General features: G+C 36.6%; 24 protein-coding genes, 1 tRNA gene and 1 pseudogene. 14 read left to right on the top strand and 12 right to left on the bottom strand.

All coding sequences use genetic code 11. From position 1 onward, the window contains the following. Positions 1–153 (bottom strand): annotated as a pseudogene (locus D1003_RS11325) (DNA-binding protein); the annotation flags it as partial. 667 nt (positions 154–820) lie between these two features. Between D1003_RS11325 and folP the strand changes: the two are divergent. Then, the gene (gene folP, locus D1003_RS09720; protein WP_153936788.1) at positions 821–1,645 is read left to right on the top strand and encodes a dihydropteroate synthase; all 825 of its coding nucleotides are present in this window, start codon (positions 821–823) and stop codon (positions 1,643–1,645) included. 29 nt (positions 1,646–1,674) lie between these two features. Here folP and cmk read toward each other — a convergent pair whose 3' ends face one another. From cmk to panD, 4 genes are read right to left on the bottom strand one after another with little or no spacing between them, the layout of a single operon-like run. Next, a complete protein-coding gene (cmk, locus tag D1003_RS09725) occupies positions 1,675–2,346 on the bottom strand; it encodes a (d)CMP kinase (protein ID WP_153936874.1) in 672 nt (223 codons plus the stop codon). Positions 2,347–2,367: 21 nt separating this feature from the next. Then, the gene (porQ, locus tag D1003_RS09730) at positions 2,368–3,363 is read right to left on the bottom strand and encodes a type IX secretion system protein PorQ (RefSeq protein ID WP_153936790.1); all 996 of its coding nucleotides are present in this window, start codon (positions 3,361–3,363) and stop codon (positions 2,368–2,370) included. 12 nt (positions 3,364–3,375) lie between these two features. Beyond that, the gene (locus D1003_RS09735) at positions 3,376–4,416 is read right to left on the bottom strand and encodes a lysylphosphatidylglycerol synthase transmembrane domain-containing protein (protein ID WP_153936792.1); all 1,041 of its coding nucleotides are present in this window, start codon (positions 4,414–4,416) and stop codon (positions 3,376–3,378) included. After that, positions 4,417–4,767 carry an aspartate 1-decarboxylase gene (gene panD, locus D1003_RS09740; protein WP_038694027.1) on the bottom strand — a complete coding sequence of 117 codons (351 nt, stop codon included), beginning with the start codon at positions 4,765–4,767 and terminating at the stop codon, positions 4,417–4,419. Between the two features lie 296 nt (positions 4,768–5,063). Between panD and D1003_RS09745 the strand changes: the two genes are divergently transcribed. After that, complete coding sequence (locus tag D1003_RS09745) at positions 5,064–5,354, top strand: HU family DNA-binding protein (protein ID WP_013446831.1); 291 nt, start codon at positions 5,064–5,066, stop codon at positions 5,352–5,354. A gap of 136 nt (positions 5,355–5,490) precedes the next feature. On the opposite strand, the gene D1003_RS09750 is transcribed toward D1003_RS09745, so the two are convergent. Together D1003_RS09750 and pdxH are read right to left on the bottom strand one after the other, a co-directional pair. Beyond that, positions 5,491–6,567 carry a DUF2891 domain-containing protein gene (locus tag D1003_RS09750; RefSeq protein ID WP_153936794.1) on the bottom strand — a complete coding sequence of 359 codons (1,077 nt, stop codon included), beginning with the start codon at positions 6,565–6,567 and terminating at the stop codon, positions 5,491–5,493. 65 nt (positions 6,568–6,632) lie between these two features. Next, entirely contained in the window at positions 6,633–7,277 is a 645-nt protein-coding gene (gene pdxH, locus D1003_RS09755) for a pyridoxamine 5'-phosphate oxidase (RefSeq protein WP_153936796.1), read from the bottom strand. A gap of 22 nt (positions 7,278–7,299) precedes the next feature. Between pdxH and D1003_RS09760 the strand changes: the two genes are divergently transcribed. From D1003_RS09760 to D1003_RS09790, 7 genes are all read left to right on the top strand, one after another. Continuing rightward, positions 7,300–7,848 carry a YqgE/AlgH family protein gene (locus D1003_RS09760; protein ID WP_153936798.1) on the top strand — a complete coding sequence of 183 codons (549 nt, stop codon included), beginning with the start codon at positions 7,300–7,302 and terminating at the stop codon, positions 7,846–7,848. Between the two features lie 88 nt (positions 7,849–7,936). Continuing rightward, positions 7,937–9,379 (top strand): aminoacyl-histidine dipeptidase, encoded by a 1,443-nt coding sequence (locus D1003_RS09765; RefSeq protein WP_153936800.1) that lies wholly within the window; start codon positions 7,937–7,939, stop codon positions 9,377–9,379. Positions 9,380–9,461: 82 nt separating this feature from the next. Beyond that, the gene (locus tag D1003_RS09770; RefSeq protein ID WP_153936802.1) at positions 9,462–10,388 is read left to right on the top strand and encodes an endonuclease/exonuclease/phosphatase family protein; all 927 of its coding nucleotides are present in this window, start codon (positions 9,462–9,464) and stop codon (positions 10,386–10,388) included. Positions 10,389–10,430: 42 nt separating this feature from the next. Further along, positions 10,431–11,495 carry a chorismate synthase gene (aroC, locus tag D1003_RS09775; protein ID WP_153936804.1) on the top strand — a complete coding sequence of 355 codons (1,065 nt, stop codon included), beginning with the start codon at positions 10,431–10,433 and terminating at the stop codon, positions 11,493–11,495. Between the two features lie 2 nt (positions 11,496–11,497). Then, on the top strand, positions 11,498–12,061 hold the full coding sequence (locus D1003_RS09780; RefSeq protein ID WP_153936805.1) for a thioredoxin family protein: 564 nt from the start codon (positions 11,498–11,500) through the stop codon (positions 12,059–12,061). Positions 12,062–12,081: 20 nt separating this feature from the next. After that, positions 12,082–12,639 carry a TlpA disulfide reductase family protein gene (locus D1003_RS09785; RefSeq protein WP_153936807.1) on the top strand — a complete coding sequence of 186 codons (558 nt, stop codon included), beginning with the start codon at positions 12,082–12,084 and terminating at the stop codon, positions 12,637–12,639. A 55-nt stretch (positions 12,640–12,694) separates the two neighbouring features. Beyond that, positions 12,695–13,021 carry a YkvA family protein gene (locus D1003_RS09790; RefSeq protein ID WP_004920296.1) on the top strand — a complete coding sequence of 109 codons (327 nt, stop codon included), beginning with the start codon at positions 12,695–12,697 and terminating at the stop codon, positions 13,019–13,021. A gap of 80 nt (positions 13,022–13,101) precedes the next feature. Here the strand turns inward: D1003_RS09790 and D1003_RS09795 are convergent, their stop codons facing one another. From D1003_RS09795 to D1003_RS09815, 5 genes are all read right to left on the bottom strand, one after another. After that, the gene (locus tag D1003_RS09795; RefSeq protein ID WP_153936809.1) at positions 13,102–13,404 is read right to left on the bottom strand and encodes a hypothetical protein; all 303 of its coding nucleotides are present in this window, start codon (positions 13,402–13,404) and stop codon (positions 13,102–13,104) included. 36 nt (positions 13,405–13,440) lie between these two features. Beyond that, positions 13,441–13,974, bottom strand: coding sequence for a hypothetical protein (locus tag D1003_RS09800; RefSeq protein ID WP_153936811.1), 534 nt, complete (start codon positions 13,972–13,974; stop codon positions 13,441–13,443). Between the two features lie 22 nt (positions 13,975–13,996). Beyond that, entirely contained in the window at positions 13,997–14,869 is an 873-nt protein-coding gene (gene lipA / locus D1003_RS09805) for a lipoyl synthase (protein ID WP_153936813.1), read from the bottom strand. Further along, positions 14,859–15,416, bottom strand: a complete 558-nt coding sequence (locus D1003_RS09810) for an RNA polymerase sigma factor (protein ID WP_079206492.1) — start codon at positions 15,414–15,416, stop codon at positions 14,859–14,861. Before D1003_RS09810 ends, lipA begins: the two co-directional genes overlap by 11 nt. 155 nt (positions 15,417–15,571) lie before the next feature. Next, positions 15,572–15,645 (bottom strand) — tRNA-Ile (locus D1003_RS09815). 266 nt (positions 15,646–15,911) lie between these two features. Between D1003_RS09815 and rbfA the strand changes: the two genes are divergently transcribed. The 5 genes from rbfA (at position 15,912) to D1003_RS09840 (ending at position 21,576) form a co-directional block, all read left to right on the top strand. After that, positions 15,912–16,271, top strand: coding sequence for a 30S ribosome-binding factor RbfA (rbfA, locus tag D1003_RS09820; RefSeq protein ID WP_153936817.1), 360 nt, complete (start codon positions 15,912–15,914; stop codon positions 16,269–16,271). 11 nt (positions 16,272–16,282) lie between these two features. Further along, entirely contained in the window at positions 16,283–17,485 is a 1,203-nt protein-coding gene (locus tag D1003_RS09825) for an ABC transporter permease (RefSeq protein ID WP_153936819.1), read from the top strand. A 42-nt stretch (positions 17,486–17,527) separates the two neighbouring features. Further along, positions 17,528–18,592 (top strand): endonuclease, encoded by a 1,065-nt coding sequence (locus D1003_RS09830; protein ID WP_153936821.1) that lies wholly within the window; start codon positions 17,528–17,530, stop codon positions 18,590–18,592. Positions 18,593–19,334: 742 nt separating this feature from the next. Beyond that, positions 19,335–20,117 carry a hypothetical protein gene (locus D1003_RS09835; protein WP_153936823.1) on the top strand — a complete coding sequence of 261 codons (783 nt, stop codon included), beginning with the start codon at positions 19,335–19,337 and terminating at the stop codon, positions 20,115–20,117. A 40-nt stretch (positions 20,118–20,157) separates the two neighbouring features. Then, on the top strand, positions 20,158–21,576 hold the full coding sequence (locus D1003_RS09840; RefSeq protein ID WP_153936825.1) for a hypothetical protein: 1,419 nt from the start codon (positions 20,158–20,160) through the stop codon (positions 21,574–21,576).

Below are 21,576 nucleotides of genomic sequence, written 5' to 3' on the forward strand. Positions count from 1 at the left end.
GGCACCGCTTACGGTGGAAATTTTCTCGATGTCTTTGGTAAGTCCTGCTAAAGTTTTCTCGCTTACCGTGTTTGCAGAGGCGTAATATTTCTTCTCGCCTCCACCAGCAACCCCAGGTTGCCCTTTCTGAATTACTTTGTACTTGATTGACATAAGATTTAGATTTTAATTGTTAGTTGTTAAGTCGTTAAATTGTGAAGTTGTAAAATTGCTAATGGTTAAGTTGTTAGTGGATATTAGAGGTTGGAGGTTCAGCTGTTCAAGGTTCTATGTTTAAGGTTTAAGGGATATGTACGCTTATTCAACCTTGAACACTTGAACCTTGAATATTTGAACTTTAAACCTTGAACTCTTGAACCAATGAGAAAACGCCTCCCCCCTCTCAACACACACAAAACGAGGATGAAGGCTAAAACAGAACGAGCAAAATACCCCTTCTGTAGGCTAGAAGCCCCTAACCAAAACAACCCATTCAGCTTATGAAAAAGACTAACTTCTAGCGGATATTTATGAAAACAAAACTTAGCGTGTGCTAAACACCAAACGCCCCCAACGAAGATTGGAGGCACATTATTTATAATTGATGATAAAAATCTAGATAAAAAGTAGTATAATACGCGTACGCACGCAACTATTCTGTGTGTGTGTGTGTGTGTGTGTTTACACAATTATTTGGAACTACCAAATTTTTGTACCACTTTTTTTCACTTTTTTGTATGTTACTGGTATTGCGTATCATAAAAACTATGGCAAACATATTATCTTTTGCGGAAGTATGCAAGTTTTTGGGAGAAAAATGTTTTTATGTACATTTGTTGGTATGAAAACTCACTCTATCAACTGTCGGGGAAGACTTGTAGATTTTTCTACTCCCAAAATTATGGGAATCCTTAACCTTACCCCAGATTCTTTTTCTGATGGCGGAAAATTTAATACAGAAACTTCCGCTTTAATTCAAACTGAAAAAATGCTTAAAGAAGGGGCTTCGTTTATTGATTTGGGAGCTCAATCTACACGCTCTAATGCTCAACTAATTTCGGCACAAGAGGAAATTAAACGCATAGGAAAACTCATCAGTCTTATAAAAAAAGAATTCCCCGAAGCACTTATTTCTTTAGACACTTTTTATAGTGAAGTAATGCGTTTTGGTTACGAGGCAGGTATAGACCTCATCAATGATATTTCTGGTGGACAGTTTGACCCCAAAGTATCGGAAACTGTAGCCCAGCTAAAACTCCCTTATGTACTGATGCATATTAACCCAGAATATCAAACTATGCACGAGAAAATAGCCTACGATGATATTACTAAAAGTATCAATTTCTATTTTTCCGAAAAAATAAATCAGTTGAAAGCACTAGGCATTCACGATGTGATACTAGACCCTGGATTTGGGTTCGGCAAAACCATAGAAGACCAAATGACAATGATAGACGAGGTAGAACACATCGGATTTGGAAGATACCCTATACTAATTGGCATCTCTAGAAAATCATTTATCTATAAACCTTTGGAAAAATCGCCCTTGGAAATAGACAAAGAAACGCAACAACTGCATCTAAAAGTGCTCCAACAAGGGGCTAGTATTCTGCGAGTACACGATGTTGCTTCGGCTAAAAGAACGCTAGACCAATACTTATCATAAACACAAAAGAGAGGAAGAACCTCTCTTTTTTATTTTTTAATATAGCTTAAGATAGCTTCTATCGTTTGTTCCTTGTCTAAATTGGTATTGTCTATACAAATAGCATCTTCTGTTTGGATTAAAGGAGCCACCGCCCTCTCTGAGTCTTTTTTATCTCGTTCAATAAGGTTGGTTCTCACTTCGTCCATTGTAGTTTCTGTCCCAGAAGCCTTTAGTTCTAGAAATCTTCGTTTAGTTCTTTCTTCAACACTCGCTGTGAGGAAAAACTTATAATCAGCATTCGGAAGCACCACACTGCCTATATCCCTACCGTCCATCACTACACCTCCGTTAGCCGCAATATCCCTTTGGGTTTGTAACAGAAAGTTTCTTACTTCAGGCATTTTAGCAACATCACTTACTCTTTGATTTACCTCCATAGAGCGAATTTTCTCTGCCACATTCTCCCCATTAAGGAAAAGAGATAACTGGTGCTGTTCTTCTTTAAATTCTAAATGAATATTAGGCAACTGCTCCACCAAAGCAACAGAATCAAACCCATCAGTAGAAGGGCAGTTCTGAAGGGCAAAATAAGTAATAGCTCTATACAAAGCTCCTGTATCTAAATGGATAATCCCCAATCTTTTAGCTATTTCCTTAGAAATAGAACTTTTCCCTGTAGAAGAATAGCCATCTATAGCGATTACGGGTAATTTTGTCATCATAGTTGTTTTTAATTTTTATTATCTTCTGTAGCCACTTAACTCTACTAAGTCCAACGAAACACCCAACAAATTAAAGTTAGACGCATTATGATAGCGGCTGTGAGTATAATCAAAACGGAAGTAAGACACCTTTAATCCAAATCCGAAAGATAATCCTGTGAAACTCCTTTGTTCCTCTATACTTAATTCATTCCCTCGTTTCACATTATATCCTAAACGAAGGTTAAAACTTTGTTCAGGAAATAGCTCCGCTCCAAACGAAAAGTGGTCAAACAATTTCCTCGTCCATTTAGTTTCTTGTCCGTTTCTGTTGTAATCTTGAGAAACATTCCATTTTTGGAGATTTTGTGCGGTAATGGTAAACGCTAAAGGAAATTCGTCTAGTTGTTTGGTGTAGCCTAAATCTATCCTCAATGGCAGCTTTTCCCTAACACCATTATAAGTCTTGAATTGATAGCCAAAGTTTCTTATTACCAGACCTACTGTTTCTTTAGATTTATCATTGTGATAAGCCACTCCTAGACTCCCAACTACCGCCATAGAATTATAATTATCTATTTTGGAAGTTGCTAAATTAAGGTTAGAGCCTATCGTCCAATTATCTTCAAACTGATAAGCATAACCCAAACCTAAAGAGGCGTCCATCGCAGAAAAATCGCCATTGATATTCCCAAACTCATCTGTTCTAGGCATATTACCATAATCCAAATACCTTACATTGGCAGAAACTAAATGTCCATACTCCAAATCTTTAGCATAACTCACTGTACCATAATGAGCCCCTGCCAAATAGCTAGCGTAGTTTACCGATAGCCTAGAATCCATCTCCACATTAAGCAACGCTGGATTAACTGCCGCCAAGTTTTGGTCGTAATCTCTTACCGAAACCGCCTCTCCTAAAACAGCTTGTCTTGCAGAAAAGGGCATATTGAGAAAATTATAAACCGTAGTACCGTCTTGAGCTGATACCAACACGCTTATAACTAATCCTAAAAATAAAAATCCCTTTTTCAAAATATTAAATCATTATTTGAATGCTATTTTCTTAGCCTTCGCTAACATAGGAATTGCGATAAGTCCCATCACTAGCATAATTACCAACTGCATCGTATGAGATATAAATGCATAAGACAAACCTATCTCGCCACCTTTTTCTGGCGACAACCCAAACGATAGAAACAACGCCATAAACCCTATCTTAAGAGCGAAATGGAAAGCTCCTATCCCACCACTTGCGGGAACCATCATTCCTAATGTTCCTACCACAATAATAAAGAAACCATCTGCTATACCTAAGTTAGAAGTTTCGGGCAAAGCAAAACAAACCAAATACGCCGCCAGATAGTAGCACCCCCAAATTCCTAAAGATAAAAGGATAAACTTCAACCTTTGTCTGATTTGAAAGATAGTCTTTAGCCCATCGATAATTCCTTTAATAAAACCGATTACTTTCTGATATATTGTAGTCTGCTGTATTTTTTTTCTAAAAAGAATTAAAAACAAAGCACCCAACATCAATAAAACTAAAGAAATAACCATACTATATGAGTTCCCTTCTTGTAAGGATTGCTGTTCTTGTTTTTGTGCCGACGCCATTTTGTAGAAAGAAAGTATAGCATCGTATTTAAACAATAGAGCCAACGCTAAAAAAAGCCCCATACACACTAAATCTACGACTCTCTCTAAAATAATAGTCCCAAACGATTTATCCACAGGCACTCTTTCAACACCATAGAGGGCGGTCGCTCTTGCTACTTCGCCACTTCTAGGAATGGTAAGATTCATTAAATAACCAAAGGATAAAGTCCAAAGTGCATTGGCATTAGAAATAGTATATCCCATAGGTTCTAGCAGTAAATTCCAGCGTATCGCTCTTACCCAATACGCCAATACTCCAAAAAAAGCGGCCACTGCTACCCAAAAATAATTTGCTTTGGCAAGAGATTGCTTAATACTTTCTAAATCTAACCCTTTTACAGCCAACCACATAAACAATCCCGCAAAACCAACAGATATAACTATGGTAAGTAGTGTTTTAAGCAGATTATTATTATTTTTAGCTATCATCTAAGTAAGTAGATTAGTTTCTTCGTTAGGGAAAACGATTTTAGGTTGGAAATTCTGTGCTTCTTCTGGAGTCATCTGTGCATAAGAAATAATGATGATAATATCTCCCTTCTGCACCTTTCTCGCCGCAGGACCATTGAGGCAAACTTCTCCAGATTTCCTCTTACCTTTAATTACATAGGTATCAAAACGCTCCCCATTGTTCACATTTACAATATAAACTCTTTCACCAACTACAATACCTGCTGCTTCTATAAGCTCCTCATCTATTGTAATACTACCCATATAGTTAAGGTCAGACTCTGTCACCTTTACTCTATGAATCTTTGATTTAAATACTTCTATTAACATGCTGCAAATTTAAACCAAATTATCAAAACAGTCTCTATTTTTAGATGTGGTATTTTTTTGTATTATTCAATTTAACAACAATTAAATTAAATATAATTAAACTACTATAAAGCAAATATTTAAAAATAAAACACAGCATACAAAGCTTATATAAAACAAAAAATGAGTTTAAAATATTCGGAAGAAAAAAGGTAGATTTTATCAATTTAAAATTATTTTTCTATAAAAAATTTGTAAACTTCAAAAAAACTTTTATATTTGCTATCAATAAGAACTTAACTTTTAATTATAACATTATGAACAAGTCTGAATTAATCGACGTAATGGCGAAAGATGCCGAAATTACAAAAGCTGCTGCTAAGAAAGCTCTAGAATCTTTTGTTAACGCTGTAACTGAAACTCTTAAGAAAAAAGATGGCAAGGTTTCTCTAGTTGGTTTTGGAACTTTTTCTGTAGCTGAAAGAGCTGCTAGACAAGGTATCAACCCTGCAACTAAGAAAGCTATTAAAATCCCTGCTAAAAAAGTAGCTAAATTTAAAGCTGGTTCTGAACTTGCTGACGCTGTAGCAGGTGCTAAGAAAAAATAATTTATTTCATCAACGAAATAATAGGTCGCTTTTGTTTTACAGAAGCGACTTTTATTTTGTAACAAAATTTTCACCATATAAAAAAAGCTCCTCAAAAGATGAAAAGGCTTTTTGAGATATTATATAAATCTAGTTTCTATTCCTCCATAGCCATTAAAGCAAAAGATGCTAGCCAGTGGTCACCACCGTAATCACTTTCAAAAATCAGAGGCAGTCCGTTAGATAACAATTCTTTAGAAGCTACTTTAAATTTCTCTTTTAGAGGGTGGTTCTTCGGAAGTGCTTTAGAAATACGCTTCATACACCATGATTTAGAAAACGAAAGCCCTACTAAATGTACTATTTGATAATCTTTAACATCACTAATAATGGGAGCTTTAATAATGTTCTCCACTCCTCTTTTATCAAAAAATTGGTCAAGCCACTTTACATATTCCTTTTGAGGTAAAATTCTAGACATCAATGCTGCCGTTTCTAAACTTGGAGAGAAAAAATCCGAGCCATTAGGTTCTAAATGAGCTGGAATTAGACGGTCTTCCCAAAAAAATTGCTTTGATTTTTGTATCAATTCTTGTTCAAAAACGCTATTATTTGTTGCTCTAGCCCAATCAATCGCAAAACCAAGAGCAAACGCTGTGTTAGGGTGCATCCCTACTCTATTAGGATAAGTCTGTTTGGGTAAATAATCTTTCCAAAGAGAGACTATTTTTCGTGTTAATGGTTGCAGTTTTTCGTGCCATTGTTTCCCTAGAGGACTATCCCATGTAGCTAATTCTTGGTCTAATTTCAGTAGCCACGCCCAACCATAAGTCCGTTCAAATACATTAGAACCTTTGTATTTATTAAAATAATTGGCCTCTGCTTCTATCTTTTCTAAATTGAAAGACTCATCTAATATTTTCACAATTTCTTGATAATTAGAAATATCAGGTCTTGTTTTAATGAGTTTCACTAACATCCAGTGCCCGTGAACACTACTATGCCAATCTAAACAACCATAAAATACAGGGTGTAATTGGCGAGGCGTTAAAACAACATCTTGCTCCCCATTTATCATATGTCCTGTTTTGTTAGGATACTCACAGCGTATGCAATGCAATGGTAAATTAGATAGCTTAACCAATATTTCGTCCGAGTTTTTTTGAGTTTCCTGTGCTGACGCATTTCCAAAAAGACCGAAAGCTAGTGCTAAAGAAAACAATTTATATTTCATAAAAATAAATTTTAATTATACAGATAATACCAAATCTACATTATTTTGATTGGATACTCAAATTTTTAAGGTGCTAATCTAACTATTTGCCAGTCAAAATCATCGGTTAATTTATAGACTATTCTATCGTGTAAGCGGTTAGGTCTTCCTTGCCAAAATTCTATTTCGTAAGGTTTTGCCAAGTAGCCACCCCAATTTTCGGGTCTTGGGATTTCTTTTCCTTCTAGTTCTTTTTCCAATAATTGAAGTTTATTTTCTAGAAAGGTTCTATCGGGTATCACTTGACTTTGTGGCGATACTACCGCTCCCAACTGGCTTCCTCTAGGACGAGAGTGGAAATAACCATCACTTAAATTTTCTGCCAAGCGTTCTATATTGGCTTTAATGATAACTTGACGCTCTAGCGGTGGATAAAAGAAATGTAAACATGCCTTATGATGCTCCTCTATGGCTTTTCCTTTTTGGCTATCATAGTTGGTATAAAAAATAAAACCTTCCCAAGTGTACGCTTTTAGCAATACCATTCTTGTCCTAGGACAACCGTCTTTATCTATGGTAGAAATACTCATAGCATTAGCCTCAGCAATGGCAGGGTGTTCCTCAGCATCAGAAAACCAATCTCTAAACTGCTCTATTGGGTTAGGTTTCACTTGTTCTTCTAACAAAGCCCCTTTATCATAAACTTTTCTTTTATCGTGTAGATTTTCCATAAATTTTACTTACTTTTGGGTTATGAATCGGTCTTACAAAGGTAAAATTTTAATTTCTACTCCTGATGTTTCTGGGGATATATTTTCTCGTTCGGTCGTTTTAATCATAAATCACGATGAAGAAGGAGCGTTTGGACTTATTCTCAACAAGAAAAACTCTGTATTAAGTCATCATTTTCAAAAATCTTTATCGCCGAAGATAGAAGTTTATTCAGGTGGTCCTGTGGGTACTACTCAAATGTTTTTTATTATTAAAGGAAACGGACCTGCCCTAGACGCCGAAAAGATTACAGAGGGCTACACCTTTACAGAAAATGCTTCTAAAGTCATCGGTGCAATCATGATGGGAACCATCGTTCCTGAGGACATAAAAATATTCTATGGTTACTCTGGTTGGGGAGCTATGCAATTGGACACAGAAATAGAGAATAAATATTGGATTCCCATAGAAAACTATGAAATAGATTTAACCGCAAGTTTCAGCCATACTCTTTGGAAGAATATTATGGAAAATTTGGGTGGACTTCATCTAATTTGGGCAAATACACCAGAAGATGTTTCACTGAACTAATCGCTTGGTCTCGCCTTATTTCAACTAGAACTTCCGAACATCAACGGATTTTTGTAACTTTGGAAAAATAAAAAAAGATATATCAATTATGAGTTTATCACAAATAGAACCACAAATAATTTGGAAAAATTTCACTGCTCTTAATGCAGTCCCTAGACCTTCTAAAAAGGAAGAAAGGGTTATAAATTTCATCAAAAATTTTGGAGAAAACCTAGGCTTAGAAACTTCTGTGGATAAAACAGGAAATGTTATTATTAGAAAACCAGCCACACAAGGTATGGAGAACAGACAACCTATTGTACTCCAATCTCACTTAGATATGGTTTGTCAAAAAAACAACGATGTTAATTTTGATTTTGACAACCAAGGAATTGAAATGTATGTAGATGGCGATTGGGTAAGAGCCAAAGGCACCACTCTAGGAGCGGATAATGGACTAGGCGTTGCAGCAATGATGAGTATTCTAGAAAGTACTAATATTGCCCACCCTGCACTAGAAGCTCTATTTACAATAGATGAAGAAACAGGTATGACTGGAGCGTTTGGGCTAGAGCCTAACACTCTGAATGGAGAGATTCTCCTCAACCTAGATACAGAGGAAGACGACGAGATAGACATAGGCTGTGCTGGAGGGATAGATGTTACCGCTACTCAGAAATACGACACTCAAAAAGTAACAGAAAAAAGCTTTAGAATTACCGTAAAAGGTCTTAAAGGTGGACATTCTGGAATGGATATACATAAAGGTTTAGGTAACGCTAACAAGATTTTGGCAAGATTCTTAATGTTAGCCGTTGCTCACGAGCCTAGATTAGTAAGTATAGACGCAGGAAGCCTTAGAAATGCTATCCCAAGAGAAGGTAGCGTGTCTATTTTAGTTGCTAATAAAGAAGCATTTTCTACCGAATTTGAAACTTTAAAGTCTGAAATATTAGAAGAATTTGCTACACTAGAAAAAGACTTAAATATCAGTATAGAATCTTATGATATAGAAGGTAACGCTCTAAGCGTAGAAGATAGTACTAAAGTTATTTTAGCACTTAATGCTGCTCACAATGGCGTTTACCGTATGTCTCCAGATGTAGAAGACTTGGTGGAGGCTTCTAATAATATCGCTAGAGTGGAACTCAAAGATGGAGCTTTACAAATCCTCAACCTTTCTCGCTCATCTGTGGAGTCTAGCAAGTTGGCAGTAGCCAACCAACTCCGAGCAAGTTTTGAACTGGCAGGAATGGAAGTGAAATTTAGTGGTTCATATCCTGGGTGGAAGCCAAAGCCAGGAGCTGAAATCATTAAAGTAATGGAAGAAATCTACCAAAGAGAATTTAATTCTAAACCTAATGTAGTGGCTTGCCACGCTGGACTTGAGTGCGGAATTATTGGTGCTAATTACCCTAAAATGGAAATGGTAAGCTTTGGACCAACCATCAAAGGGGCTCACTCTCCTGATGAAAGAGCGAGTATTTCTTCAACACAGAAGTTTTGGAAGTTTCTGAAAGAAATTTTAGCCAATATCCCAGAAAAGAAATAATCAAACTGAAAAAGCTCTCGATGATTTGAGAGCTTTTTTAAACTTTTCATTCAATCATAAGACCACCAAAGTCTTTTAAACAATGAACACAAAAAAAGAAATTGTTGCTTTTTATAATGTGGAGAATTTTTTCCCACCACACACACCATATTTACCCCATTGGGATAATTACAAATATCACAATAAACTCCATAAAACTGCACACATTTTTGAGCTTATAAATCAATACCACAAGACACTTCCTATGTTAGTGGGACTAGCCGAAATAGGAAACAAAACAGTGCTAGAAGACCTATTAGCTAAACCTGTTTTTGGTGGAAACTATCACTACCTGCACTACGAATCTCCTGACGAAAGAGGCATAGATGTCGCTCTTCTTTATGACAAGAACAAAATCACAGTGAAGCACTCTGAACCCATCAGGTTTAAGTTTGAAATGAAAAACGAACAAGGAGAACTTTATGAAGACACCACCAGAGATGTACTACATTCTGTATTAGAATATAACGGAGAAACACTCCATTGTTTTGTGATGCATTTGCCTTCCAAAAGAGAGCAAGACATCAACCTCCCTAAACGAAATGAGATTTTAGAAAAAATCAATACTTTGATAGAAAACATCATCATCAAAGATAAAGAAGCAGTACTCGTATTAGGAGATTTTAATGAAAACCCTAACGAAGACAACCTCATTCAGTTTACTTACCACGAGGGGATTTTAGAACTATTACACAATCCGTTTTCGGCATTGTATTATTTAGGGGACTACTCCACTTATCACAAAAAAGAAGGATTGTTGTTTGACCAAATTATGTTTTCGAGAAACTTTTTCCAAACTGCCTTCGGGCTGACCTATAAAAAAGCGGAGGTATTTAGTCCAACCGAGATAAAAAACTGGGATAAAATGAAAAATAGACCTTTCAGAACCTACTCTGGGACGAGGTATTTGGGCGGTTATAGCGACCATTTCCCTGTATTAGTAGAATTTGAATCTTTAGCTAAAGAATAGACATCTTTTAATTATAACCTCATAAAATATTAACTTTGCAATATGCATAATCAATTAGGTAATTTTCTTTCTTTGAATACCTTCGGAGAAAGTCACGGTTTAGCTTACGGAGGCATCATCACCAATTTCCCTGCGGGGATAGAAGTAGATTTAGACGCCGTACAGAAAGAATTAGACAGAAGAAAACCTGGACAGTCTGCCATTGTAACCCAAAGAAAGGAAAGCGACACGGTAAAATTTCTGTCTGGTATTTTTGAAGGCAAAACCACAGGCACTCCAATCGGTTTTATTATAGAAAATGAAAATCAAAAAAGTAAAGATTACGACCACTTAGCGGCAGCTTATCGTCCTAGCCACGCCGACTTTACTTACGACCAAAAATTCGGACATAGAGATCACCGTGGCGGAGGCAAATCCTCGGCTAGAGAAACCATCAATTGGGTAGCCGCTGGAGCTTTAGCAAAAAATATTCTCCCTAAAGAGGTGGAAATACACGCCTATGTGTCTTCTGTAGGAAATATCTTTTGCGAAAAACCTTACCAAAATTTGGATTTTTCTAAAACAGAAAGCAACGAAATCCGTTGTCCAGACGAGAATGTCGCAAAGAAAATGATTAACCGAATTAAAGAGATTAAAAAAGAAGGCAACACCATAGGAGGCACCATTACTTGCGTGATTAAAAATCTACCTGTAGGCATAGGCGAACCTGTGTTTGGCAAACTTCAGGCAGAACTTGCTAAGGCGATGCTCAACATCAATGCAGCTAAAGGCTTCGAGTACGGCAGTGGGTTTTGCGGAGCTGCTATGACGGGTAAAGAACACAACGATTTATTCAATACTGATTTTTCTACCAAAACCAATCTATCAGGTGGCATACAAGGCGGTATTTCCAACGGAATGGATATTTATTTCCGTGTGGCTTTTAAGCCTGTGGCAACCATTTTAAGACCGCAAGAAAGCGTGGATAAACTAGGCCATAAAGTAACGGTGGAAGGCAAAGGCAGACACGACCCTTGCGTGCTTCCTCGTGCAGTACCAGTGGTAGAAAACCTCACGGCTTTTGTACTTGCTGACTTATTTTTAATCAACCAAATAAGAAGACGGTAGTTATGAAAAACTATTGGGACAAAGCCGTTTCTTTTGAGGCTTATTTAGAAGAAACTCACCACAGAATAGACCACCCCAAAACAGAAGAAGAGGCAGAGAAAAAGCCTTACTACGAACTGGGACTCCAAAGAATGAACCGTATGCTAAAGGTATTCAAACCTACGGATGAGGATTTCAAAACTTTGGAAGCTAAGAAATTCAATGGTAAAATACTCATTATTTCGGAGCCTTGGTGTGGAGATGCCAGTCAGCTTGTGCCTGTATTGGCTCGTTTCTTTGAAGGCAGAAATGATGTAAGACTATTTTATAGAGATTCTGACACTTCCCTTATCAGCCAATTTTTAACCAATGGAAGCAAGTCTATCCCGAAAGTCTTAATCTTAGATGAAACCTTTAATGTAATTAAAACTTGGGGACCTCGCCCTAAATATGGTGTAGAGCTATTTGAAAAGTTTAAAGCCTCTCCTGAAACTTATTCTAAAGAGCAATTTTACAACGATTTGCAAGTCTATTACGCCAAAAACAAAGGTAAAGATACCCTAAACGAAATTTTAGAACTGCTATAATTTAATTAAATATACCTGCTATGAATTTTCTAAAAAAGAATTTCATTTTCTTACTACTTACCGCCTTGCTATTGTCGGTATTTTTATTTCCTAAATTCGGAGATTTTGTGAGGAGTCAGCTTCTTATGAAGCCAGCCATAGAGAAGCTAGACAATGCTTTACTCATTACCGATGAAGAGTTTGACATTAGTCTAAAAGGTGTGAATGTACCCGATACCAATCTAAAAAACTTTAAAGGTAAAACGCTGTTTCTTAACTTTTGGGGGAGCTGGTGCCCACCTTGCCGTGCAGAATGGGGTTCTATCCAAAAACTCTACGATAAACAAAACGACAAAATGAGTTTTGTACTTATCGCTATGCAAGACGATGAGGAAAAAGTGAAGAAATTTCTAGCAGATAACCACTATACCGCTCCTGTCTATATTGCCCAAAGCCCTATTTTGGACAAGCTACTGCCCAAATCCTTCCCTACCACTTTTATTATAGACAAAACGGGGAGAATTGTAGAAAAGGACGATACCGCCAATGATTGGAATTCTGCCATTGTACACCAACTGGTAGAAACAATAGCCAAATAATATTTTGGAACGGATTTTGAGTACTCTGTTCCCGAATTATTTAATCATATAAAAAATGAAATCTAGATTAAAGTTTTTGGGATTGGCTTTGTTTCAGCATAAGGGGCTTTTAAGAAGAATGCCCGAACTTTTACGAATGATAAAAGCCATCATTAGCAAGCAATATAAACCTTCGGTTAAGAATGTTTTACTTCCCGCCATAGCCTTAGTTTATATTATTTCGCCTATAGACATTTTACCAGATTTTATACCTGCTATTGGTGTTGTGGACGACATGGGTATTTTGGCATTGGTGCTTCCGCTCCTAATGAAAGAGCTCAACCAATTCTCCGAATGGGAGGCAAATAAAAAAATGATAAAAACAATAGTTATAGAAAACTAGAAACTACACATATTTATAAAACGTAAAAGGTGAAAGCTAACGCTTCACCTTTTTTAATTTTAAAAACGAATTCCAAATTTTTAGTGTTTTTTCTTTGGGATGAATCTTTCATAAAAATCCCCACTTCCCTTCGCATCAAGTCTGCCAACTATAACATTGGTAGAGCTTTTAGATAAATCTACATTTGGTATAAGACGATAATGCTCCCGAGCTCCGACAGGTAGAGATACATCATCTATCTCACTTTGATTTAGTTCAGCAAGTTGTAGAAGAACTTTGGCGAACGACTTTAATCCTTTTGAAGTTCCATGAATTAAAACTTCATTAGCCTCTTTATCAATAAATATATCTAGTTCTCCTTGTATTTGAGTTTGTTTTTCCATTAGGATTTAACTATTTGTATTCTGTTAGTTTAAATCTTACCTCCATTCTTCTCTCAATTTTTGCCACTCTCTCCAAAACGCTAAATATCCTTTTTTCTCCAAATCATCAGCTGGGATTATCTTTGGTAAACTTGATTTATAAAAATCTTCAACTTTATCTGCAAAGTTCAAAACTAGTTCTTTATACCTTTCTCTTTCAACTACAGCTTCTTCGCCATTATCTGTAATATGTTTAACTTTACCATCATCAGTGTGAATGATAGTCCAATCAATCCCATTTGGACATCCTACAATTAAAACTCTATCATTCTCCGTATCAGCTACAAAAAAATGACCACAACAAGGAAGCAACTGACTCTCAAAATCTTCTTTTTTATAATTATTTTTAAGGGTTCTCAACAGATATAATGCTGTGGAGCTAACAGCCACTTCCAAATCATCTTTATTTGCAACCACTTCATTTCCTATTTTCACGAAGACATATCCATGAGCACAAAGGTCTGTTGGGTCGTCGGTATTGTTTATCCAATGAAGACCTGATAACTCTAGTTCAAAATTACTATTTGACATTTCCTTTGGAACGATATAAACCTTAATGGATGTGCTTTTCCGCATGGTAAGAACTTCTCACAAGTGGAGAACTCTCCACATGGCGAAATCCTAGGCTCTTTGCAAACGCTCCATATTCATCAAACTCTTCTGGTGTGATAAATCTTTTTACAGGCAAATGTTTTTTTGTAGGTTGTAAATATTGCCCAAGCGTAATTACATCTACATTGGCATTTCTAATATCCTCAATAGTTTGGAACACCTCATCTTTCTCTTCCCCTAAACCTAGCATTATTCCTGTTTTGGTACGGCGTTGCCCTGCTTCTTTTAAATATCTTAAAACCTCTAGACTTCTTTCGTATTTAGCTTGTATTCTCACTTCTCTGGTAAGTCTTTTTACCGTTTCCATATTGTGAGAAACCACTTCTGGAGCTACCTCTACGATACGATCTATATGTTTTGTAATCCCTTGAAAGTCGGGAATAAGAGTTTCCATAGTGGTAGTTGGCGAAATTCTGCGAACGGCATTTACTGTTTCAGCCCATAGGATAGAGCCCATATCCTTCAAATCATCTCTATCTACGGAGGTAAGTACAGCGTGTTTTATTTTCATAAGTTTTATAGAACGAGCTACCTTCTCTGGTTCGTCCCAGTTAACATCTAAAGGCTTCCCTGTTTTAACTCCACAAAAACCACAACTTCTAGTACAAATATTTCCTAAAATCATAAAAGTGGCGGTACCTTCTCCCCAACATTCGCCCATATTAGGACAAGAACCACTCTGGCAAATAGTATTGAGTTTATATTTGTCTACAAGAGTTCTCAACTCACGGTAGTTTTTACCAGTGGGTAGCTTTACTCTTATCCATTTTGGTTTTTGCGTTACAGTATTGTTTTCTTGTATATTATTTTCCATTGATGTTATTTTTGAGTAATTCCTTTAGTACTTTTTTAGCTCTCATTATTCTTACTTTGGCATTAGAAACCGAAATATTCAGTATATCCGAAATTTCTTTAATACTCTTTTCTTCAAAAAACCTCAGATTGATAATTTCTTGATAATTAGCCTCTAAAGTTTCTATAGCTTTAACAATTTCTTTATCTTCTTCTTCTGAAATCATCAATTCTTCGGGAGATTTAGCCAAGGTATTTCTAAACTCTTCCATATATTCTATTGGTGTTTCACTGTCTCTACTTTTTTTTCTCCAATAATCTATTATAGTATTTTGTGCTATGGTAAGTACCCAAGTTTTGAATTGAAAATTAGGATCGTAAAGCTCTATTTTTGACAATACTTTAGAGAATACATTTACTGTAATTTCGTCGGCTTCGGTTTCATTCTTCACTTTTTTCATCACAAAGGAGAACACATTTACCCAAAACTTATTGATAAGCCTTGTTTGGGATTTTTGATCCTTATTTTTTGCTTTTTCGATAAGAACTAATAAAGCCTCTTCTTCCACAGTACTGAAAATATCGTACAAATATAAAGAACAAATAGCCAATAAAAAATAAACTTCTAAGTTTTGCCGAAATTAAAGAGATTTTTATAGTTTCCAAAAAGTTTTAATTATATAAACAAAAAAGTTCAAACGATTTGTTTGAACTTTCAAAGTCGTGGTCCCACCTGGGCTCGAACCAGGGACCACCTGATTATGAGTCAGGTGCTCTAACCAACTGAGCTATAGGACCTATAAAATTCAGTGGTTGAATTTTGTGTTTGCAAAAATACGCTTTTTTATTTAATCTCCAAATTTTTTATTACTTTATTTAAGTGTTTTTACTGAAAATCTGCAAGTATAGTAAGTAATAGATATATAATTGTTTTATTATCAGTTTTTTATTTAATGCTATGGTTAAAATAAAAAATTATATACTAAACAACTCTTTTGTTATTATAGGTTCGCTTTGGCAATTTTCTGTATATTTAAAACAAATGTACTAACTTTGCACTAGTTATGGAAAGTAATAGACAAAGAAAGATAGCTCAAATTATACAGGAAGATTTTTCCGAGCTTTTTAGAAAACAAGCGGCTGATAGTAAAGCACAATTTTTAATATCTGTTTCTGATGTAAAGGTAACAGCTGATTTAGGAATTGCTAAGATTTATCTAAGCATTTTTCCTCAGAATTATCGCGAAGCAATAATGAAAGAAATAGAGGCGAATAAATCTCAATATCGTCATTTTATAGGCAATAAAATGGCAAAGCAGGTTCGTGTAATTCCTCAGTTAAGCTTTTATTTAGACACTAGTTTAGACGAAGTAGAAAGAATAGAAAAAGAACTAAAAGGAGAAGGAGATAACCCTATACTCTAAAAAGTAAAACATTGAAAAACACTCCTTTTTATATAGCAAAGCGTTATTTGTTGGCAAAAAAAGGTAGCCAAGCAGTAAGTTTTATTACTGGTTTGGCAGCTATAGCTATGATGGTGGCGGTAGCAGCTATGTTTATTATTGTGTCTGTTTTTTCAGGTTTAGAAGAACTCAATAAGGATTTAGTAGAAGATTTACACGCCGATTTAACCATTACTAGCACTCGTGGAAAGACTTTAGAGAATATAGATAAAATCACAGATGCATTAAAACAGAACCAATCCATATTATTTTTTTCTAAAATTATAGAAGAAAAGGTCTACCTAGACTATAATAATAATGGAGAAATAGCCTATATAAGAGGCGTAGATTCGGTTTACACTAAAGTTAATCCTATACAGAATAGTATTTTTTTCGGAAGTTATCTTTCGTTTGATTATACCAATGACATTATCATGGAGAATGGGCTTAACTCTAGACTTTCCATTCCTGTGGGGTCTGATAGAGATTATGCACAACTTTTTATGCCTAAGCCGGGGAAAGGTATTATAAACAAAGAGTCTGATATATTTAACAAAAAAGAAGTTTTTGTGACGGGGGTTTTTAATGGTAAAGACCAACTTAATAGTTATATTATAGCTCCTATAGAGCTGACTCAGGAACTTCTAAACCTGCCCAAAGGTACCGCTTATAGCATTGTGATTAAACTGAAAGATAGTACTGATGCTAACTTTATTAAAAAAGATTTAGAGGGCAGACTTACAAATGTTAAAATAAGTACCAAAGAGGAAGAAAATGCTGCTTTTTGGAAGATGATAAACACCGAAAAATTGATGATTTATCTCATTTTCGGGCTGGTAATTTTCATTACAACATTCAATTTGGCTGGAGCTATTATTATTCTTCAGTTAGATAAAAAAGAACAATCTAGAACTTTAGTTTCTTTGGGAATGACCAAGCAGGAACTGAGAAGAATTTACTTCTATACCGGAAGTCTTGTAGTTATTTTTGGTGTTATTATGGGGCTTGTTATAGGAAGTTTAATTTGTTTATTTCAAATCCAAACGGGATTGTTTAAAGCGGGGGAATTATTACCCTTCCCTGTAAAAATAGAATTAAGAAACTATTTGATAGTTACAGGGACAGCCTTATTTTTTGGATTGCTAATCTCTTTTATATTTTCAAAAATAAATAAGAACTACTTAAACTATAAGTAATTTATAATCACTAAATTTGTATAAGATTAAATTCAATAGGTTATGAAGAATATTTATTTAATAGTAGCTTTTCTGATAGGAGGATTCGGATTGGCTCAAATCCCAGATGGTTATTATGACAGTGCAGAAGGACTTTCGGGGTACACTCTTAAAAGTAAGTTGAGCGAAATTATTGCTGACGGTCATCTAGATAAGGGGTATTCTGGACTTTGGACAGCTTACGCTACTACAGACAGAGATTTGTATTACGAAAACGACAATACAATTTTAGATATTTACTCCGAAAACCCTAACGGATTAGACTCATATACTTATAACTATAGACATCATCAATGTGGTAGTAATAGTCCTAATAAAGAAGGAGGATGCTACAATAGGGAACATATAGTACCTCAGAGTTTATTTTCTAATGTAAAGCCTACGCCTATGAAACATGATGCTCATTTTGTAGTTCCAACGGACTATTTGGTCAATAATAGAAGAAGTAATTATCCATTTGGTATAGTAAAGACCGCTACTTGGACTTCTAGGAATGGTTCTAAACTAGGTGAAAATAGTACCAGTGGTTATAGTGGGGTAGTTTTTGAACCCATAGATGAGTTTAAAGGCGATGTAGCAAGAATGGTATTCTATTTTGTAACAATGTACGAAAAACGAATTCCTAACTTCAAGTCGGGTGATATGCTTAATGGGACCACTACACAAGGTTTAGAAGATTGGCAGTTAGCAGTTTTACTCACTTGGCACAACCAAGACCCTGTGAGTAAAAGAGAAATAGACAGAAATAATGCTGTTTACAATTATCAGGGCAATAGAAACCCTTTTATAGACCACCCAGAGTGGGTTAATCTAATTTGGAAGAAAGAGCTTTCCACCCAAGAAGTATCTAAAAAAGACAATATTTTGAGTATTTATCCCAATCCAGTAACTGGAGGAAAACTGTATTTTTCTAATTGGAACGATTATGATAAAATAGATATTTTCAGTACAGAAGGGAAGAAAGTGAAATCAGTTAAGTCTTCTAATGAAATAGATGTTTCTAATCTTACAAAAGGAGTTTATTTATTAAAAGCAGACTCAAAGACTATAAAATTCATCATTAGATAGCTATTTATATCCTACAAAAGTCGCATAAATATGGTATTTATGCGACTTTTTTTATTCTTATACAAGACATTATAACACCTCTTTGAGTAACTAGACGAAAAGACTTTTTTAGTAATTTTCTCCAAAAAACTTGCATACTTTGGCAAAAGGTGATATGTTTGCCATAGTTTTTATGACACACAATACCAACCATATACAAACAAGTGTAAAAAAGTTGCAAAATTATTTGGTAGTTCCAAATAATTGTGTAAACACACACACACACACACACACACACACACACACACACACACACACACACACAGAAGAGTTACACGCATACGCGTAGTATACTACTTTTTATCTAAATTTTTATCATCAATTGTAAATAATTTTCCTCTAGCTTCCGTTAGGGGCATTTGGCATTTATCATACGCTAAGTTTTGTTTTCATAAATATCCGCTAGAAGTCCGTCTTTCTCATCAGCTGAATAGGTGGTTGGGAGTTAAGGCTTCTAGCGTACAGGAGGAGCGTTATGTTCTTTCTGTTTTAGCCTTCCTCCTCGTTTTGTGTGTGTTGAGAGGGGGGAGGCGTTTTCTCATTGGTTCAAGAGTTCAAGGTTTAAAGTTCAAATATTCAAGGGGTAAGGGTTTAAGGTTTAAAGTTCAAAAATTCAAGGAATCATCGGAGCTATTGAACTACGCCCCCAGAACTTTAAACTTTTTTACAACTTCACAATTTAACATCTATAAACTTTAACATTATGAAAAAAAACTTATTATGCACGGTATTTCTGCCTTTGGCATTACAGGCACAAGTGGGCATCAATACTCCTACCCCCAAAGCCACGCTAGATGTGGTGGGTAAAGCATCAGATACCGATGCTCTTGATGGGATTATTCCCCCTCGTTTAAAAGGAGTGGAGCTAAAAGCTAAAACTTATACCCTAGAACAGCAAGGCGCCATCGTCTATGTTACGGAGGCGGAAACCTCCCCATCGGGACAAACGGCGAATGTTACCGATGCAGGGTACTATTATTTTGATGGCTCCTCGTGGCAAAAACTTTCCCGAAAGGATTATACCGATTCCGAAACCGTGAAAGTAAGCGGGACTTCCTTTCAACGGGCGGCTTTAACGGGTGATGTTACCGCCAATTTGAACAGCAACGAAACTAAAGTAACGAAAATCCAAGGTTCTGCGGTTTCTGCTACTGCACCTCAATCGGGGCAGCTATTGGTATGGAACGGTACCCAATGGACACCCACGGGCGGGTTTCGTAGAGTTACGACTTCAGGCGGAACGGTTACCCTTACGGAGACAGATAACGGCGGCTATGTGTTTGTAGACAGCACCTCCCCTACCACCATTAGCGTTCCAAACAGTTTGCCCGTCGGTTTCAGTTGTGTGATTGTTCAAAACAACACGGGGCAGGTAACGGTTTTGGGGGCTTCCGCAAGGGGAACCAAAACGAGAACCCAATATTCGGCTATCGGCATTATCAAAGATACGGGTTCCTCGGTAACCGTAACGGGGGACGCCATCTAATAAATAGACTTTTACGCTAACCTGATAAAAAAAGAATATAATGAAACCTAATAGATTCCATTTATACAGCTTGGTGCTGATGTTTCTTCCACTTGTGGTAAAAGCTCAAGTGGTCTTACGGGCGTTAGATGCGTATTTCGGCGTTACATTGGAAAGTGGGAAAAAACGCATTGCTTCTATTTACGATGCCGATTATTTCCCTTACAACATTAACCCCCGTTCATCTGCCCTTTGGCAGAGAAATATTGCAGCAGACGGCATTCCAGAACCCGTGGTAATAGACCATCAAGGGAAAATCACCACCACAGGCTTACGGGTCGGTATTCCTGTAACAGTACAAGGCAACGGTATTCTTCCTGCTTATAGTACAGATATTACCATACCAACCACCTATACGGAGGACGGGAACAGCCGTGTCCTCCGCTTTTCGTGGGAACAACAACTTTGCTCCCCTACCACCACCTACATTGTAGCCACCATTCGTTCGTTAGACGGCGATTTGCTGATTAAGAAATTGGATATGAATATGGGCTTTGGTACCAATGTGGAAGGTTTGCTGATGGGCACTTTCAGCTACCCCAACCGTTATGTGGGAGCTTTTTCTACTACCTACACTCAGTATAAGCTTTATGCAGTAACAGGGATTCCCGACCGATGTCTTGGGAAGACTACTTCCTCTTGTGTAGGGTATGGGACTAATGAAAGAGAACACGATTTTATCTATACGCCAGTGCTAGGTCCAGACGGCAAGGTATGGCTGGGAAATAATCTTGGGGCAGAGTATGCCAAGTACGGCTCAACTTGGTTTGACCCTGCTGCTCAAGGGGGAGCTTTAGACACTAACACAGGACTACCGTTAGAATACCCTACGGCAAACCAAATTAAACAAGACTGGCGAGCGTATGGTTCGCTCTTCCAATGGCAACGGAAGGCAGATGGACACGAACTGATGAATTGGATTTCCTCTACAGAGGGGACACCAAAATACACGGGTAATGGTCCTATATCTTCTTCTTGGACAAATGCAGGATCAAACATTTTTATTGGCAACAATCTATCTGATTGGTCGTGGGTCATTCCATCTGTAAATCAGCAAACGAGCAATCATTATTTATGGCAAGCCAACCGTTCTAATAATCCTTGCCCTTGGGGGTATCATGTGCCTAATTTACAAGAAATAGTTGATTTTCACAGAGCCTTTACTGGGATAGGTCAAGATTTAGCTGACAGTAATGTATTGTGGAACGAGAGAATATTACATATTACGGCTCCTATGACTCGATATTATAATAGCCAATGGTCAATCTTTGATGCTGCTGCCAGTTTCATGGTAAGTAGTGCAATAAATGCATCTCAAGTCCACACTTGGGTAGCGTATCCGAGGTGGAGTAGTGTTAGTAAGGGGACTATTGGAACCAATCGGGCTAACACCGGAGCTGTCCGCTGCATCAAGGATTAG

Origin of the sequence: Riemerella anatipestifer (genome assembly GCF_009663465.1) — a bacterium.
Lineage (GTDB): Bacteria > Bacteroidota > Bacteroidia > Flavobacteriales > Weeksellaceae > Riemerella > Riemerella anatipestifer_C.